Source organism: Hydrobacter penzbergensis (assembly GCF_900106985.1).
GTDB lineage: Bacteria > Bacteroidota > Bacteroidia > Chitinophagales > Chitinophagaceae > Sediminibacterium > Sediminibacterium magnilacihabitans.
The window spans coordinates 581,069-599,588 of sequence record NZ_FNNO01000001.1; the positions used below are offsets into that span (position 1 = coordinate 581,069).

The 18,520-nt window shown below is 46.1% G+C and carries 13 protein-coding genes; 3 read left to right on the top strand and 10 right to left on the bottom strand.

Translation table 11 applies throughout. The features are described 5' to 3' along the window. Window positions 1-2: 2 nt before the first annotated feature. The 10 genes from BLU98_RS02705 to BLU98_RS02750 all read right to left on the bottom strand — a co-directional run bounded on the left by BLU98_RS02705 (window position 3) and on the right by BLU98_RS02750 (window position 15,180). A complete protein-coding gene (locus BLU98_RS02705) occupies window positions 3-1,178 on the bottom strand; it encodes an alginate lyase family protein (protein ID WP_092721703.1) in 1,176 nt (391 codons plus the stop codon). Window position 1,179: 1 nt separating this feature from the next. Beyond that, the gene (locus BLU98_RS02710) at window positions 1,180-3,321 is read right to left on the bottom strand and encodes a glycoside hydrolase family 31 protein (RefSeq protein WP_092721962.1); all 2,142 of its coding nucleotides are present in this window, start codon (window positions 3,319-3,321) and stop codon (window positions 1,180-1,182) included. A 22-nt stretch (window positions 3,322-3,343) separates the two neighbouring features. Beyond that, window positions 3,344-5,926 (bottom strand): glycoside hydrolase family 95 protein, encoded by a 2,583-nt coding sequence (locus tag BLU98_RS02715; RefSeq protein WP_257574663.1) that lies wholly within the window; start codon window positions 5,924-5,926, stop codon window positions 3,344-3,346. An 81-nt stretch (window positions 5,927-6,007) separates the two neighbouring features. Continuing rightward, on the bottom strand, window positions 6,008-6,805 hold the full coding sequence (locus BLU98_RS02720; protein WP_092721705.1) for a hypothetical protein: 798 nt from the start codon (window positions 6,803-6,805) through the stop codon (window positions 6,008-6,010). Between the two features lie 12 nt (window positions 6,806-6,817). Continuing rightward, window positions 6,818-8,392 carry a RagB/SusD family nutrient uptake outer membrane protein gene (locus BLU98_RS02725; protein WP_092721707.1) on the bottom strand — a complete coding sequence of 525 codons (1,575 nt, stop codon included), beginning with the start codon at window positions 8,390-8,392 and terminating at the stop codon, window positions 6,818-6,820. Window positions 8,393-8,402: 10 nt separating this feature from the next. Then, window positions 8,403-11,552 carry a SusC/RagA family TonB-linked outer membrane protein gene (locus tag BLU98_RS02730; RefSeq protein ID WP_257574664.1) on the bottom strand — a complete coding sequence of 1,050 codons (3,150 nt, stop codon included), beginning with the start codon at window positions 11,550-11,552 and terminating at the stop codon, window positions 8,403-8,405. Window positions 11,553-11,711: 159 nt separating this feature from the next. Further along, window positions 11,712-12,902, bottom strand: a complete 1,191-nt coding sequence (gene uxuA, locus BLU98_RS02735; protein ID WP_307777208.1) for a mannonate dehydratase — start codon at window positions 12,900-12,902, stop codon at window positions 11,712-11,714. 42 nt (window positions 12,903-12,944) lie between these two features. After that, entirely contained in the window at window positions 12,945-13,760 is an 816-nt protein-coding gene (locus BLU98_RS02740; protein WP_092721709.1) for an SDR family oxidoreductase, read from the bottom strand. A 105-nt stretch (window positions 13,761-13,865) separates the two neighbouring features. Next, window positions 13,866-14,786: an alpha/beta hydrolase gene (locus BLU98_RS02745; RefSeq protein WP_092721711.1), complete on the bottom strand. Its 921-nt coding sequence runs from the start codon at window positions 14,784-14,786 to the stop codon at window positions 13,866-13,868. A gap of 31 nt (window positions 14,787-14,817) precedes the next feature. Continuing rightward, window positions 14,818-15,180 carry a DUF1573 domain-containing protein gene (locus BLU98_RS02750; protein WP_257574665.1) on the bottom strand — a complete coding sequence of 121 codons (363 nt, stop codon included), beginning with the start codon at window positions 15,178-15,180 and terminating at the stop codon, window positions 14,818-14,820. 331 nt (window positions 15,181-15,511) lie between these two features. Here BLU98_RS02750 and BLU98_RS02755 point away from each other — a divergent pair, with 331 nt between their 5' ends. From BLU98_RS02755 to BLU98_RS02765, 3 genes are read left to right on the top strand one after another with little or no spacing between them, the layout of a single operon-like run. Further along, window positions 15,512-15,904 (top strand): response regulator, encoded by a 393-nt coding sequence (locus BLU98_RS02755; protein WP_092721715.1) that lies wholly within the window; start codon window positions 15,512-15,514, stop codon window positions 15,902-15,904. After that, window positions 15,901-17,070: a HEAT repeat domain-containing protein gene (locus BLU98_RS02760; RefSeq protein WP_092721717.1), complete on the top strand. Its 1,170-nt coding sequence runs from the start codon at window positions 15,901-15,903 to the stop codon at window positions 17,068-17,070. The genes BLU98_RS02755 and BLU98_RS02760 overlap by 4 nt, the downstream gene beginning before the upstream one ends. Further along, on the top strand, window positions 17,070-18,512 hold the full coding sequence (locus BLU98_RS02765; protein ID WP_092721719.1) for a glycosyltransferase family 2 protein: 1,443 nt from the start codon (window positions 17,070-17,072) through the stop codon (window positions 18,510-18,512). The genes BLU98_RS02760 and BLU98_RS02765 overlap by 1 nt, the downstream gene beginning before the upstream one ends. Window positions 18,513-18,520: the final 8 nt, after the last annotated feature.

An 18,520-nucleotide genomic window follows, 5' to 3' on the forward strand; every position in this document is an offset into this window, starting at 1 on the left:
GATTAGTTGATCCAGATCAATGGATTTCGCACAGGCAGGTTGCGTATGATCTCTTCGTCTGCAGGTGCATGGTTCAATCGTTTCCAGGTATCCAGCCATTCTTGCTGGTGATACGCAGATGCGCCCATGAACAGAAAGGTTTGCGCTACCGGCCATGCTTCCCAATGCATCACATCGTGCCGGAAAGGCCATTTGTTTTTATCCGCTACAAAAGGATATAAATAAGCAATTCCTTTTTTGATGGAACGTCCGTCCGGCGTCTGGTAATTCCAAAGATCATCTTCTTTGGTCGAAAGCAACTGACAGAGGGTGGTCATGGCATCCATGTTGAAAATGGAATAGCCATAAGGTTTCGTCCTTTTGATCTCCCTCGGAAAACTGCCGTCTGCCGCCATCTGGTTGGGCAGCAGCACCTGCTTGTAACGATCCCTGCAAAACTGCAGGATCTTTTCATTGCGGGTGAATTTTGCAAAAGCCGCTACCTGCATGGCCCAGCAAGTACCATGATTGTTCTCTGCATTCATTTCATCTTTGCCATATTGATGCGTAGTGAGCCATTGCAGGTATTGTTCAAACCATTGTTTGATCGATTGCAATGCTTCCTGGTCCATACCGTTCGCCTGTTCCATTACCATCAAACCCTGCACTACATCCAGTAATTGTATGGTATCGATGATGCCGATGCCGCGGCCGGTAAAACGTCCTTTGATCGCCTGCGCGTACAACAGGTTGGGGTTCATTTTTGTATCGGCATTCACAAACCAGGCAATACAATGCTTCATGGCTTGTTGCACATAGCGCTTATTGCCTGTTAATTTATACGCCGAAGCGAGGGCCCCCACGATCTTGCTGAACCGGATCATTGCATGACGATGGACTACAAAATTATCGGGGTTGGTTATGCCGTCTTTTTGAATATACGGACTGTCCACACTCACCGGATTGGGCCACCAGTAATCGCCTTCCGAATAAAAATCGTGCTTTCCTCCTGCACTTCGTGGCGAAGCAGCAGCCGTTACCGTAACCGGTTCCTGTTGCATGGCCCAGGCTGCTTCCTGCATAATCTGTTTGCGTAATACAGCGGCTATTTGATTTTCAAAGCCTGACTTCTTTTGAACAGGCATGCCTGCAAAACACAACACAGTAACAATGCACAAGCAAATGCTGGTTCTTTTCATATTATTTGGTCATATAGGTCCAGGTAATATTGCCTACTGTGTTCGGCTTACCGTTCACCGGTGCTGAGATGGTTCCTTTGAATTGCCCCTTTGTACCTTCTACTTTGATCTCACGGAAACTATATTCGCCTTTTTCATAGTTGAAAGTTTCTCCATCATCATCGTACAATAAAAAGCTGCCTGGCTTTTCTCCGTAATGACGTATTTCCAGGTCTACCTTCTCGCCTGCTTTAGGTGCGTGCATGCGTGCAGGCATCAGGGGTATGATGCCACCATCTTTCACATACACTGGTATCTTATCCAATCCTGGTTCTACGGTGATCACAGTACCATCTCCTGCAAATACACCGGTATAAAAATCATACCATCGTCCTTTGGGCAATACTACTTTCCGGCTCTTTTGTCCGGTGAACAAAGGGGCCACCAGCAGGTTCTCACCGGCCATGTACTGGTCTTTGATTTCTTTTGAAGTGGCTTCTGCGTAAGGATTCTCTTCCAGGTTGGCATTGGCTGCTTCTTTTTTCGTTGTCTGTTTGAACCCATATTCCAATCCCATTCCGTAAAAAGGCGGCGTTCCTGCAAAATGATATTGCGCAAAGACCGAATACCAGTAAGGCATCATGCGCATGCGCAGCAATGCATATTCTTTTATCTGCGATGCCACTTCAGCGTACGACCAGGGCTTGGTACCGCTGGACCATGCATTGATCATGGCCATTGGCGAGAATACAACCGTTTGGAAACGGCGCAACCATTCTTCCGCCGTTTTAGAAGCGCGTGCCTCGGGTGTCCACAATACACCGGCCGTTCCGCTATTGATCAATGCCGTGATAAAATCTTCGTGGTTATAATAATCGTTGTAGATCACATAGGGAAAAGAAACAGCGCCTGCGTTGGAAGCGCGCACCAATCCATAAGTACGCTGATTTTTCTGATGGAACATTTTAGCGCTGTATCGCATAGCCAACACACCAAAGGTCTGCCGCATCTGCTCTGCACTCGTACCGGAAGGAAATGTGGCTACATCGGGCCAGAGATAATAATCGTATCCGTCCACTTCATCAATTTTATATCCGCTGACGCCGATAGCTACCTGGTCTTTTTTCAGTTGCCCGAAAAAAGCATTCCTTGCCTGCGGCATGTTGAAATCGGGCACTTCACCTGTCCACACCGTATGCGAACCGGTATATGGTTTAATGGTCTGGTAAAAAGGCGCATCGGCAGCAACATAGGGATTGATCCACAAGTTCAACCGGATGCCCTTGCTGAGCATCTGCTGCACAAAGGTTTTAGGCGCAGGATATCTTTGAGGGTCCCATGCAAAAGTGCCGGGATAGGCTTTGCTTTGCCAGCCCGGTTCCAGCCCGATAAAATCGAGCGGGAATCCTTTCTCTGCAAAAGCATCTGCCTCTTTTGCTACTTCTTCTGCCGTATACAATGATTTCACGCGTTGTGTGAACCCGAGCCCCCAACGCGGCGGCAATACTCCGCCGCCGTTGAACAGGTTGAACCTTCGCACTGCATCCATGGGTGTGGGGCCTGCAAATACATAAACTTCCGCACCGGCTGCAGGCACCTGCATTTCCACTGCATCGGAATAAGGTCTGGCGCTCCAGTTCTTGTCTGTGTTGCGGTCTCTTGATACCGGCGGATGCTTGCTGTCTTTCCGCACAGCGCTTCCCGCGTATACTTTGATATAACGTGCCGCATTCACAAACACACCATAACCTTTCGATGAAACATAAAAAGGCGTGGGTGCATGTGTACGGCCATTGTCTTTGCCGCCGTAGTGATCTACATGCAATTCCAATATTTTTCCGCGCTGGTGAACTGTTTGAAAGTTCAGTCCGAAACCATACAACTGTTCTTCTTTATCAAGCGGAAAACGAAGTGCAGTTTTCCCATCTGTTACCATTCCTGCAATGTCGCCATTGGAGAAAGGGAAAGATGCTTTGGTCATCTTACCCAATGCATTGGTATTGGGTTGTGCACCGGCAGCTTTCAGGAGATCATAGGCTTCCGGTTTGCCTACCACTCCCTTCCATACACCCGGCGCTACTTCTTTCCAGGCAATGGTTTGCGCGCGGGCAACCATGCAGACCAACATACAAAATGCGATGGACCAATTTTTTTTATTCATCATATAAATGCATTCAAACAATGACTTACAATGGTAGTATCGTATAGGTTTTTCCTTTCTCTGTAGCGAAATCAATAACGTATCCTTCTGTACGATCCAGTTCCTGCAATGTTGCATGCGTAACATTTTCGAAAGGAGGCATTCCATACACCGTATTCAGCCCGTTCCTGTTCTCTCCTTTTGCAGACATACTTTTTACTTCTACGATCTTCACCGGCTGCCATGTGCGTATCCTGCAATTACCGCCTATGCCTGATAGAATTTTCCCTTTCACCAGTTTACCTTCTTTCCATTCCATGCTCACCGTGAAATTACCCCTGGCTTTGAGGCCGCTTACCGAACCGTCTTTCCAGGCTTTGGGTAATGCAGGCAATAAAGCAATATAACCGGCATGGCTCTGCAAGAGCATTTCAGTGATGCCGGCCGTTGCACCAAAATTTCCATCGATCTGGAAAGGTGGGTGTGCATCGAAAAGATTCGGGTAAGTGCCGCCTCCTCCCATGGTTTCGCGTGGTTCTCCCGGATTGATATAATTAAATGCTGCACTTAATATTTTGTAAGCATGTTCCCCATCCTGAAGCCTCGCCCACCAGTTGATCTTCCAGGCCATAGACCAGCCGGTACTCACATCGCCGCGATGGATAAGCGATTGTTTGGCAGCAGCAGCCAACGCTGGCGTATGATTCACTGTGATCTGGCTGCCCGGATAGAGTCCGAATAAGTGAGAGATATGCCTGTGCTTGTCTTTCGGATCATCCCAATCTTTGAACCATTCCTGTATTTGTCCGTATTGTCCGATATGATAAGGATATAATTGCGCCTTTGCTTTCACCAGCTCATCATGAAATGCTGCATCTGTTTTCAACTCCTCAGTTGTTTTGATCAGTGCGGTAAACAATTCGCGGATGATGGACATATCCATGGTAGATGCCATGGCCATATCGTATTCCTTGCCATTGATCTTAATGCTGTTTTCCGGTGAGGTAGACGGATTGGTAACGAGGTAGCCTGACTGTTTATCTTTCACCAGCCAATGCAGCATGAATTGCGCAGCGCCTTTCATCAGTGGATATGCCTGCTCGCGCAAAAACTGTTTGTTGCCCGTGAACAAATAGTGCTCCCATAAATGGGTGCTGAACCATGCTCCCGCCATGGGCCAGGCCGACCAGCGAGGTGATCCTTTGGGATCCTGGTCGTATCCGCCGGGTGGAGATGTTTTGGCCCAGATATCTGAGTTGTGGTGCACTACCCATCCTTCATTGATATTGTAATTCACTTTGGCTGTAACAGCTCCGTTCACTGCCAACTCTTTCATGAAATCAAATAATGGCTGGTGGCATTCTGAAAGATTGGTATTTTCTGCCGGCCAGTAATTCATTTCGGTGTTGATATTGGTGGTATAGTTACTTCCCCATGGCGGCTGCACATGATCATTCCAGATACCTTGCAGGTTGGTAGGCCTTGAGCCGGGCCTGGAAGAAGCGATCATCAGGTAACGGCCAAACTGGTAATACAAGACCTGTAAAGCATTATCGTGCTGTGTTTTGCCAAAACGCTTCAGTCTTTCATCAGTAGGCAATTTGTCCGCTTCGGTGTTTTCACCAAGGTTTAACTTCACCCTGTTGAACAACGACTGGTAATCGGCAATGTGTTTAGCACGGAGCGATTGAAAGCTTTGCTGTACAGCACGCTGCAGGTTGGCTTTGGCTTCTATGGAAGGATCTTTTCCTTCGAGCCCCGGTGATTTGTTGAAACCGTTGAAGCTGGTTGCTTCAGATAAATAGATCACTACTTCATCTGCATTACGCACATTCAGCGCACCTGCATGTTGCTTGACCGTTCCATTGACGGCAAGCAGTTTTACATGCACTTCAAAATTCATTCCCTCTCCATTCGCGTTCTCATCGTATACTACCTGGTGTGGGTCGTATTCGCGGTTGGCTACATACTTGGGCGCTTTGCCTTTCAATACAAGGTAATTATCGCTCACTGCATTGACATGATACTTCAATTTACTGGTCAGTGTTGTTTGGATATTGATGGATGCTTTTTTATTGGCTGTGATCCTTACCATCATGATCTTAGCGGGATGACTGATGAATGTTTCCCTTGTGTAGGTAATATTGCCTACCGTGTATTTTACCAGTGAAGTAGCATTTTGCAAATCCAGGCTGCGATAATAATAACTGGGGATGGTGTCCTTCATAGCTGATTTCACCCACAAATCGGCCAGCGGCAGGTATCGCGCAGAATAAGGACCTTGCATTTTTCTCCACAGTGCGCGTGCACTGTCGTAGTTGCCTTGTTCTACCTGCACCCTTACTTGTGGTAATATTACCGGTCCGTTAGGATTATTACCAGGATTGGGAGCAGCCGACCACAGCGTGTTATCATTCAGTTGATAACGTTCTGTAGTCACGCCACCGAAAACCATTGCACCGGTTTTAGCATTGCCAAGTGGCAATGCTTCTTCCCAAATACCTGCTGGTTTCGTATACCAGAGCGTTAGCGGTGATGTTACTTTAACAGGTGCCGGCTTCACCTGTGCCTGTATCGAGCACATGCACAGGAGGCTGAGCGCTCCCAATATTTTTTTCATCGTATCCATTCTTATAAGAATGATCTGTTTGGTATAAGAAATTGAGTAATGATTGTTGCAACAAAGCTATGCTGCAACAATCATGATATATTATTTCGAAGGATACAAAGCTGCCCCGTACACATGCACAACACCGTTGGTTGCTATATACCCCATAGAGCGGTCATTGGTACGATCGTTGAACACAATCGGAGCAATATCGGCATTATTCTGGATACGCAGGTAAAACTTGCCATCCTGGTCAAAGCCCTTGCCGCCGTTTGGATTGAACGCAGAAACACTGGGATCCCAATAGCCCAAGAGGGACTCCTTGGTTGCTGCTGTACCGGCAGGGAGGGCTGACTGCACGGCTTTGTTTTCTGCATTCAGGTCGTAATAATTGTACACTTGCTGACCGATCAGGTATTTGAAAAAGTTCCTGACTGTTTCTTTCGAATAATCTTCCCAACGGGTTGCAGGACGTGTCTGCGGCAATCCCGTAGTAGGATTCATGACCGGGTTGCCATTGGCATCCGGTACAATGATCTGGAAAACAAAGAACAATCCCTTATCCATCACCCCCGAACTGTTGAACCCCCGCACTGCGTCGTTGTGCAGAAAGATAAAAGTTCTTCCCGGTCTCTCATATTCTGAAAGATCAAATCCACAATAATCGAGTCCTTTTTTCATCCACCGGAATACGGTATCTGTTGGTGCATCGGGTGTTCCATCTGCTCTTTTCAGCAGAAAGTCCTTCGCCGTCATGTTGATATTCGGATCGAGTGTCTTCTTTTTATAATCGTAATTCTCCTGTAAGTTGAGACCCAGCATTTTTTTACATCCGGGTAAAAAAGTGGTCGTAACTGCAAGCAGCAGGAAACAGTTGATTGTTATTTTAAGTGCTTTCATAATTGCTGTTTTTTATCCTCCATAACCTGGGTTCTGAACTAATTTTTTATTGGCATTCAAGACGCTCCGATTGATCGGCCACAAAATGCGCCGGGGATCGCTGAAGCCTATCGCTTCCGCCGCCGGTGTTCCCGCTGAAACCTGTCTTCTCCTCAATATCGGATCCATGATCTTTACCACATTACCGGTACGAACCAGGTCGAACCATCTTTTACCTTCGCCCACCAATTCCCATTGGCGTTCCTGCAAAATTGCATCGGCCATAGCCGCCTGGTTAGCTACAGGTGCACTGCCGGCTGTATAAGCTGGTAGTCCTGCTCTTACGTGTACATAGTTCAGGTACTTCAACGCGTTATTGAGATCGCCGGTTGCATTCAATGCTTCTGCATACAACAAGTATAAATCGGCCAGCCTGTACATGGGCAGGTAAACGGGCAGTTCTTTGTAATAGTAAAGTGCCAACTCTGCAGCGGTAGATGCTTTGGTAGGATTAACCGGAGAAGCATACCATTTGATAAACCTGTCGCGATTGGATTTTGTAGCATCACTGCTGGCAGAATACGGATCGATGGTCTGCTTGGGTCTGATATCGGCAGTAGCTGGTGAAGCAACAGTTTGAGGTATTACCCAACTGTTGTATAATCCAATATCCATAACGATCGGCTTGTTATTGGCAGTCCATGATGTTGTCATGCATGCGCAATCGTTCTTCAGAAAATCCCAGTGGATGCTCCATATCGATTCTATACTTGTATTAGGTGCAGTAAACATGCTTTTCCAACTGGCTTGCGGCTGCAGGTTGGCGCCGCTGGTGCCGGTATAAACAGCGCCGGTGGGACCTTTCGCTTTGAACAGGTTATTGATCCATACGATGGCGTTGGCATAGTCTTTCTTCCACATATACACATCGGCCATGATAGCGCATATCGCACCTTCGCCGAGTGTCCACACAGAAGGCGTTTGATTTTTAGTAATCAATGCATACGCCTGCGTAAGATCGGGAAGGATCACCTGGTCAATGATCTTACTGGCCGGGTCACGGGGTTTTTCCAATGTGTCCGTCAGGTCTTCCAATGGTTTTGTCCGGATCGGTGCATCGCCCCATACCCTTACGATATAGAAATAAGCCATCGCACGCATGGCATAACACTCAGACAATGCTTTATTGATCACGTCCTTTGTTACCTTACTATCTGTAAGTGCCGCGCCGGGGATGTACTTGATATTGGTATTGGCTCTTCCGATCACTGTATATAAACCGGACCAGTCAGAAAAATCGTTATCGGTTGTCAGCGCATTCATGGCTACTTCCGTAGTGTTGATGCTGGTATAGCTCAAAAAACGGTCGAAGTTATCAGAGCGGTAATCGCCCCAGAATAAAGCCCTTTCCTTATACTGTGCTTCTCCTATCATCTGTTGCTGGAAACCGGAGTACATGCCGGCCATCGCTGCATCGACATCGTATTTCGATTTGAAGAACCGGCTCTGCGACACCTGTGACTGCGGTGTGAGGTCAAGGAATTTTTTACAACTGCTGAATGCAGCAACCATACTGCATGCAGCCAATATATATTTCAATCTTTTCATTGTTCTCGTTTTAGAAGTTAACGTTTACACCAAATCCGAACTCTCTTCTTTTCGGATATTTTCCGGTATCATTTCCTGGCTGCAGGATATTGGTGGCACTGAACTCAGGATCATACCCCCTGTAATTGGTCCAGGTAAGCAGGTTGGTGCCATACGCATATACCGTCAATCCTTTCATGAATATTTTCTGCACGGCGTTGGGTAAAAACGTATAAGAGAGGCGCATGCTCGACAGGCGTATAAAAGATCCGTCTTCGATAAACAGGCTGTTGCCATCTGTTTTCTGGTTACCGCGGTTCTTGGCTTCCGGGTAGTAAGGATATTTTGCGATATCGCCTGGTTTCCTCCATACATTATACACCATATCGGGACTACCCGCACCTGTGTTGGAAGGATAGCTTTGGTTGAACAACAATGCATTGTAAACATTGGAGCCAAAAGAAGCATTGATAAGGAACGAGAGCATGAATTGTTTGTAGGTAATGTTGTTGAGGATACCCAGGTAGAATTTGGGTTGTGCATTGGCCAGTATCTGGCGGTCGCGGTCGTCGATCAGACTGTCTTTATTGGTGTTTTGCCATATCGCATCACCGCCGCGCAATTTGCCCGAGGGGTCATATAAACTGTGTACATACCCGGTATAACGTTGTCCGTTGAATAGATAAACCGGCGCCCCATTGTCGTACAAAGGCTTGCCGTCTTTATCGAGTACCAGCGTTAACCGATCCCAATTATCGTTATAAGCATTTGATTCATTCCAGGCATATACACCCAGGTTTCTCCATCCGAAGAAATTACCGATCCTGCCACCTGGTTCTATGTACCATTTGTTTCCCACTACGAAAGGAGTACCGTCGCCCAGTTCTTTGATCCTGCCTCTTTCAAAAGAAATGTTTCCGCCTATTTCCCAGGTAACGCCTTTGTTCCTGCTTTTTGCAACAATGGGCATTCCTTTTACCGAGAACTCAAGTCCCCTGTTCTCAAGTGTGCCCAGGTTCACTTTCACATTATCAAATCCTACTTCACCAGGCAGCGCTTTTTCATACAAAAGATCCTTTGTTGTTTTGATATAGTATTCTGCTGTAAACAATAACCTGCCGTGGAAGAAAGTAAGGTCTACACCGGCATTCTGCTGTATGGTTGTTTCCCAGTGTACTTGTTCATTACCGAATGTGGGCGTGGTATAAGCGCCTCCTACACCGTTGTAGTTACCGGCAAAAATGATCTTGTTGAGATAATCATTCGAACCGATCTTGTCATTCCCTACCTGGCCGATACCGATCCGGAACCTGCCATCAGAAAGTACATTGCGCGTCCAATTCATGAAAGGTTCGTCGGAGAAACGCCAGCCTGCAGAAGCCGAATAAAAATTACCCCATCTTGCTTCACTGCCAAACCTGGAAGAGCCATCACGCCGGTAGATGCCTGCCAATGTGTAACGGCCTTTATAGCTGTAGTTCAATCGCGTAAACAAACTTGCGCCGGCATTGACATCGGCATTGGTATTGGTTTTGGAAGCGGTGATATAAGAAGGATTGGTTACAAATATATCCTCGCTTACTACGTTGGCATATTCAGAGTGCGCCTGGTCGAAACGCCTGGTATCTGCATCGAAGCCCAATACGCCTTGCAGACTGTGCACGCCGCCAAATGTTTTATTATAGTTGAAAAATGCCTGGTACTCCCATGTGAATGTCTTTTGCATATCATTTGAACCACTGTTCTGGTCCCTGTTGGCCGAAAGGTAGCGGGGTGAGAAGCTAATGTTCTGCCGTTGATCCAACATTGCATTGAACGTTGTGGTGAACATGAGGTCTTTATTGAATTGGTATTGCAGCGAATTACTCAATTGGATGCCGAACACTTCCGTCTTATTTGTTTCCAGCAATGCGTTGGCTACGGGGTTTCGCTTGGAACCTACATAACTGGTAAGCGATCCGTCGGGATAATAGATCAATGAATAAGCGGGCCTGTCAAACGCAACGTTCACCGTTCTGCCTATGGGTATTTCATTTCCTTTTTGCCAGATGAAAGACATATTGCCTATATATTTCAGTTTGGGGGAAGCCTGGTACTCCACATTGGTTCTTACCTGCATCCTTTTGATATAACTGTTGATGATGATCGATTTATCATCGAGATAATTCAATCCTGTATAAAAATTCAGTCCTTTTTGTCCGCCGCTCACACCCAGGTTGATTTGCTGCCTGTCTCCCAGGTTGCCCAGGAGCAATTGCTGCAAATCGTTATCGGAGTTGAATCCCGGGTTCAATGAATCGGTATTGCCACCGGTTGAGCCTGTAGGATTCGTGGATTGTATTCTTCTGAATTCGCGAACTTCTGCTGCATTGTTTTGTGGAAGTTTATGCGCCAGTTTTCCAAAAATGCGGGAATAGCTCAGGTCGATCCTGGGCTTTCCTTCTTTTCCTTTTTTAGTAGTGATGATGATCACACCATTGGCGGCACGCGCACCATAAATGGCCGCAGAGGCCGCATCTTTCAACACTTCCACCCTCTCAATATCCATGGGGTTGATGGTGGATGCGTTGGGCGTGATCACACCGTCTACCAGGTACAACGGGCCGTTGCCACCATTGAGTGTAGAGGCTCCACGTATTTGAATGATACCTTCGGCACCAGGCGCTCCCCCGCCATCATTCACCACCAATACACCTGCCGCTTGTCCTTGCAAGGCGTCGAACAGGTTCACGGGTTGTCTTTCTTCAATGTTCTTGGAGTTGATAGAAGAAATAGCGCCGGTTACATCTCTTTTCTTCTGGGTGCCATAACCCACCACCACTACTTCATCCAGGTCAGATGCGGAGGCCGTTAAGGAAGGGTTGATAACTGTTCTTCCATTGACGGGCTCTTCTTTACTTGAGTATCCGACATGAGAAAATACCAGCACATCCTTTGCCTCGGCGTTGATGGTGAATTTACCATTGGCGTTGGTAACGGTTGCTGACTGGGCTTTTCCTTTAACAGAAACTGTTGCACCGGATAAGGGTTCTCCTTTAGCATCTTTGAGGGTTCCGGTGATCTTGAGCGCTTGTGCATGCGTCCAACTAAAAGAGAGTAATAGTGCAATTAGTAATAAAGGCCGCGTCTTGTATTTTGCACCGGACACAATAAGACGCCGGATGATCGTTGTTTTCATCATAGCAGGCAGTTTTGGTTTCGCAATTAGCTTAGTGGTGCAAGTAAGTTTTTTTAAATCGCGGCCCTGCCTGCTTTGTTTACATAGTAGTAAACTATTTTAACCTCATTTTAAGGTGTATTTTGAAATAATTGGCATATCGAGTTTAATTTTTTGCCAGTATTATTGTAACCCCCTGCTGATGCCCATTTCCAGGCCCCTCAATTCTGCCATACCGCGCAACCGGCCGATGGCTGAATAACCGGGATTGGTTTTCTTCTTGAGGTCATCGAGCATCTGGTGGCCATGATCAGAACGCATGTAAATGGCTTTGTTCCTGCGGCGCATGATGTGTACGATTTCTTTTACCACACCGTACATGTCTACATCGCCTTCGAGGTGATTGTCTTCATAAAAATCGCCCAATCCGTTTCGTTTGGTAGCACGGAGGTGCACAAAGTTGATCTTGTTGCCGAATTGTTTGAGCATGGCAACGAGATCATTGTCTGCCCGCACACCAAAAGAACCTGTACAGAAACAAAGTCCGTTGTGGTCAGATGGAATGGCATCGAACAATGCCTGTACGTCGCTGGTAGAAGTAACCACGCGGGGTAAGCCCAATATTGAAAAAGGCGGGTCGTCGGGGTGGATGACCATGTAAACGCCTGCTTCTTCGGCAACAGGTATCACTTGTTGTAAGAAATAAATAAGGTTGGAGCGTAATGTTGCCGCATCGATGTTACAGTAAGTATCCAATGCCTGTTGAAACTGAGCCAGTGTAAAGCTTTCTTCACTGCCAGGCAATCCTGCAATGATATTTTTTTGCAGCAGCTTTTGCTCTTCATCGGTCATGTTATCGAAACGCTGCTTGCCTCTTTGCAGTTCTTCCGCTGTATAATCTTTTTCTGCGCCAGCGCGTTTCAGCATGAATACATCAAAAGCAATGAATGCAGCTTTTTCAAAGCGCAGCGCTTTTGATCCGTCTTCTACCGTATAACTGAGATCGGTGCGGGTCCAGTCGAGCACCGGCATAAAATTATACGTGAGCACCCTGATATCACAAGCTGCGAGGTTACGTATGCATTGCTTGTAATTTTCTATATACGTGTTGAAATCTCCTGTTTGTGTTTTGATGGCTTCATGAACCGGCACGCTTTCCACCACATCCCAGCTCAGTCCGGCTGCCGCTATCTCTTCCTGTCTTTTTTGAATTTCAGCGATGGTCCATATTTCACCATTGGGAATATGATGCAACGCTGTTACCACACCCGTGCAGCCTGCCTGTCGTATATCGGAAAGACTTACCGGATCGTTGGGGCCAAACCACCGCATGGTATGCACCATTTTCGGAAGTCCATTTTTATGTTCAGTCACTTTTATTATGCAGTTTTCGATATTGATTGAAGGGTTGTTCGCTTATACGCCGCCGAAAATAGAGAAGCCGCCATCCACGCAGATCATGGCGCCTGTTACAAATTTCGATGCATCGCTCAGCAACCATACCAGGGCGCCTTTTAATTCATCGGCATGTCCGAATCTTTTGAATGGTGTTTGTTTGATCACCAGTCCGCCTCTTTCTGTATAGCCGCCATCGGGTGTGGTGAGCAGGTTGCGGTTTTGTTCTGTGAGGAAAAAGCCGGGAGCCAATGCGTTCATTCTTATTTTATCGCCATAACGATTCGCCAGTTCAACGGCAAACCATTGTGTATAGCAATCTACAGCAGCCTTACCCATGTTGTAACCCAACACTTTGGTGATGGCGCGTTTGGAATTCATGGAAGAGATATTAACGATGCTTCCCTGTCCGTTTTGTGCAATGGCTTCACCGAATACCTGTGTAGGGATCAGTGTTCCCCAAAGGTTCAGGTCCATCACCTGCTTCATGCCATTCATGCTCATCTTGAAAATATCTTCGTTGGGTTGCAACACTCCTGCGGGCATATTACCGCCGGCGGCATTCACCAGGCCATCTATTTTTCCGAATGTAGATAACACTTTATCCCTCGCTGCTGCCAGTTGATCTTCTTTCAAAGCATCTGCTACCAATGCCAGCGCTTTACCGCCTGCTGCATTGATGGCATCTGCTCTTTCGTTTGCAACCGCTTCATTTCTTCCCAGGATACCTACTGCGCCGCCTGCTTCTACAATGGCATTTACAAATGCGTTTCCTAAAATACCGGTACCGCCGGTAACCACTACCACTTTGCCTTTCAGCGAAAAATCGTTCTCCATAATAATATATTCAAAATGATTTATGTATACAAGTTTAAAAGCCGCACAACCTACGCCAGTTCACCGTAAAAAGATTGGCAGATTACTAAGTTATTTTGATGAGGCTCATTTCACCCACCGGTGTTGTTGCATCCAGGTATGCAGTTGATCCATCCATTTCACTGTGCTGGTGTGGTTATGCATACCAAATCCATGTCCGCCTTTCTCATATAAATAAGTGGTGGCTTCCACGCCATTCTTTTTGAGCGCTTCCGCAAATACCAGGCTGTTGCCCGGCGGAACTGCAGCATCATCTTTGGCGTGTACTAAAAAAGTGGGTGGTGTTTGCGGAGTTACCTGTAATTCGTTACTGAAGAATTTATCTTGTTCTGCTGTTGGTTTTGCGCCCAACAAGTTTTTTCTGCTGCCTGCATGCATCAGTTCTTTGGAGAAACTGATCACAGGATAACCCAACACCATGAAATCGGGTCGCAGGCTTGTCTTGTGCGGGTTATCGATATACGCTTGTTTGAAATGTGTGCCGGCAGTAGAAGCCAGATGCCCGCCGGCGCTGAAGCCTGCAATACCTATCCTGTTTGATTGGATATGCCACTGTTTCCGGTTCTCCCTCACAAACTGGATAGCTCTTTGTGCATCCTGCAGCGGGCCCATGGTTTTATCCACCATGATGGAATCATCTGGCAGTCTGTATTTTAACACAAAGGCCGTAACGCCCCACTCGTTGAATTGTTTGGCTACATCTATTCCTTCATGGCTGAATGCCAATATGCTGTAAGCGCCACCCGGACAAATGATTACCGCCGTACCGTTGGCTTTACCGGCGGGAGGCGTAAACACAGTAAGCGTAGGCACTGTTACATGGCTGATGCGCAGGATACCATCTTTACCCAGTTCGCTTTTTTCTTCCATAGCAACCTGCTTTGCATTCGGAACAGCATTTGCATACAAAGGGATGACCTCCTGGGCTTTGGTTTGAAAAACAGACATACAGGAAAGAGCGATGATGGTGAAGGTTATTTTATGCATAATTAAGATGAAATTATAATCGGAGCAGTTATTATTTGCAACAACCCTTAACCCTTCCTTCTAATACAAGGGTATGCAAACGGGTGCCGGTTGTGTTGGTTTCTACCGTTATGTATTTGTGTACTTCTTCATATTGTTGCTTCGTTTTCAGCTTGACTTTGATAAAACTTTCCCCCCCGGGTTCTATAGGCTTCTCTTCATATTCCGGAATCGTGCACCCGCAGGATGCTGTTACTTTTACCAGGAACAACGGATACCTGCCTGTATTCCTGAAGCGGTATTGTGCATTTACATCTTCTTCCTGGGATATGGTTCCGAAGTTATAAATGGAATCCTGCCAGACAATATTGGTAAAGTGAAGACTGTCTTTTAATATCTGCTCTTTTTCCTGCATTGTAGCACCATAGGGTCGGGGTTTATTCAGCCCGCATCCTATTAACAAAAAAACAAATATTGTCCATTTAAATGGATTTATATAATTAAGCATAGACGAGTAAGTTTCATGCGTATAAAAAAAACACACTAAATTGGGGGTAGTAAAATATTCACTTGCAGTGAATTGTAACCATTTTAACCCCATTCTTACAGCAAAATAAACTAAATTTGCAGTACAATATGTATGGTTTTATTCATGATTGCCATATACTGCGTACATGTCCTCTTGTATCCTTTCGAACAACTATAAGCAAACCAATTTAATTACTCAAGATTTTTAATACAGTTGAATGATGACTGTGAATATTCTTATTGCAGATGACGATGAAGTGATGCTTCAGATTATCAGGTCTGTTCTCAGCCGCGGAAAGGGCTTTCAGTTATTCATTGCCAGGAATGGCAAAGAAGCGATCCAGATCAAGGAAAAGAACAAGATAGACCTGGTGATCACCGACCTGATGATGCCTTATGCCAATGGTTTTGAAGTCATCAGCGCTTTCCGGAGAGATCCGGAAACTGCCGGGGTGCCGGTTGTTATTGTATCTTCGATAGGCAATGAAGAGGCAGTGATTGAAGGGTTTAAATTAGGCGCCGACGATTTTATCCAGAAGCCGATCCAGGTTGGTGAGTTCATGAGCAGGATCAACAGGCTGCTTGCCAAAAGTTCAACAAATCTCCCATGAATATTCCTGTACAGACCGATTCATTTTTCGAGCGGTTTTTCAGACAGAATTTCTTTTACTTCGACCGTTACCCATTGGTCATTAAGATTGCGGTGCTGCTGACACTGATAGCGGTGATCACGATCCTGGTTGCATACTCTTCTATCCTGCTAAGGCGTTTTGCAGCTTATTTGCGGGAGAAGCGCCTCCATGCCATTCATCCGCATATCGACGAATTACTGACAGAATATGTGCTCCTGAACGAAGATGCCATGATGCAGGTGCCTGTTGAAGAAGTGAGGTTACAAACCGAAGTCTTCCTTTCCCGCCAGTTCCGCAAGCGCTGGCAGAAGCAGGCTTTGATTGACCGTATGATTCATTTTAAGAAAAATGTGACGGGCGATATATCCATGCTGCTGACAAGGGTTTATGTTGAAACGGGACTTGACAAATTCTCCATGTCGAAACTGAAGAAAATGGGCTGGAGCAGTAAAGTGATAGGTATCGTTGAGCTCACTTCCATGGATATGACCATTGCCGATGTTACCATCCTTCCTTTAACCAACAGCCGCAACAGAACATTGAGAGCCGAAGCGCGCAATGCCTATATCAAGATGAGCAAAAACGATCCTTTTAAATTTTTCGATGTAACAATGGAGCCATTGCTTATGTGGGACCAGTTGGAGTTGTTTCGTACCATCACCACTACGGAAGGATTGTCCATTCCTAATTTTGCACGCTGGATATCTTATTCAACCAATAAGAGCATTGTTGCATTCTGCCTTAAGCTGGCATTACATTATAACCAGCGCGAGGCCATTCCATCCATTATTCATTTACTGAATACACGCGACCACTATCTCCGCGCCGATACCATCAACTGTCTGGGCAAATTCATGGCGGAAGATGCAGAGGAAAAACTGGTGCACATGTATTTCAATCAACCCGTCAATTGCCAGATTGAAATACTTAAAGCCCTGGGACGCATTGCTACCGGCAACCACCTTGATTTTTTAAAGAATGAATTCCTGCGTTCAACCGATTTTGAATTGCGTAAAAATGCGGCAAAATCCATTATCAGGCACCAGGCGCTGGCAACACAGATGATACAGGAGCTTTTATCCAATGCTACCACTGAAAACGCGCTGATCCTCAAACATTGCATGAACCCCCTGATCAAGTATTGATGGAACAACCTACGCTCATAGAAAAGATCACGCATTTTTTTGAATCGGGTATTTTCATTTACGGAATTACCCTGCTCATCAGCTATTCCCTCCTGGCCATACTTTCGCTTATAGCCATCCTTCGTTTCCAGAAAGAAGACCGCTATGTAGATTACAATTTGCTTATTACCAGTAAAATCCCGGTAGGCATCTCCGTGATCGCCCCTGCATTTAACGAAGGACTGACCATTATCTCCAATGTAAGATCATTGATGAATCTGAATTACCCGCGCTATGAAGTGATCATTGTGAATGATGGAAGCTCCGACGACACGCTGGAAAAAATGATCCGGGAATTCGAGTTGGTACCGGTTGATTTCGCTTATCATAAGCGGCTCAATACTTTTCCTGTGAGGAAAATTTTCAGGTCTTCCAACGCCGCATACAGCAAACTCACCGTAGTAGATAAAGTGAACGGGAAAAGCAAGGCCGATGCCAGCAATGCGGGCATCAATGCGGCATCCTTTCCTTATTTTCTTTGCACCGATGTGGATTGCATCTTAAATAAAGACACTTTACTGAGGCTGATCAAACCGATCATCGATGAACCGCGTAAACGCGTTATCGCAACCGGCGCTACTTTGCGTATGGCTAACTCCTGCGAAATGGATGAAGGAGGTATTACGAGAGTGCGTGTTCCCAAACGCATTATTCCCCGCTTCCAGGAAGTAGAATACATCCGCGCCTTCGTGCTGGGCAAAATGGGGTGGTCTGCCATCAACTGTGTACCGAATGTATCGGGCGGATTGGGTCTGTTCGACAAAGATATTGTGATCAGAGCAGGTGGTTACGACCCGCTTTCATTTGGCGAGGATATGGAACTGATGATACGGATGGAAGCGTTCTGCTGCAGCCAGAAAATTGATTACGCAGTACGGTATATACCCTTATCTCTTTGCTGGACCGAAGGACCTTCCACCGTAAAGATCCTGCGCAGGCAGCGGATACGTTGGGCGCGCGGACTGATCCAGTTAATGAGCCAGCACCGCAGGTTGCTCTTCAACCCTTTTTATGGCAGGTTGGGACTCATTGTTATGCCATACAACTTCCTGTTTGAGCTGATCGCACCGGTGATAGAAGCGGTTGGCATTATTTATTATATCATCATGATTATAACAGGCAATATTAATACACCTTATGCCATCCTGCTATTGGTCTTTGTATACATATATTCCGTCATGATCACTACCCTGGCCATTCTCTGGGATCAGATTACATATAAAACCTATAAATCATGGAGGGAAACATTCAGCCTTTGCCTGATGCCTTTTTTTGAAATGCTGATCTATCATCCGTTGGTTATGTTATTTTCACTCAGGGGTTATTTCAATTTTATCACCGGACAAAAACACAGCTGGGGCAATATGCAACGACAGGGTTTTTCCAATACGCCTAAAAAATAATTCCGTTT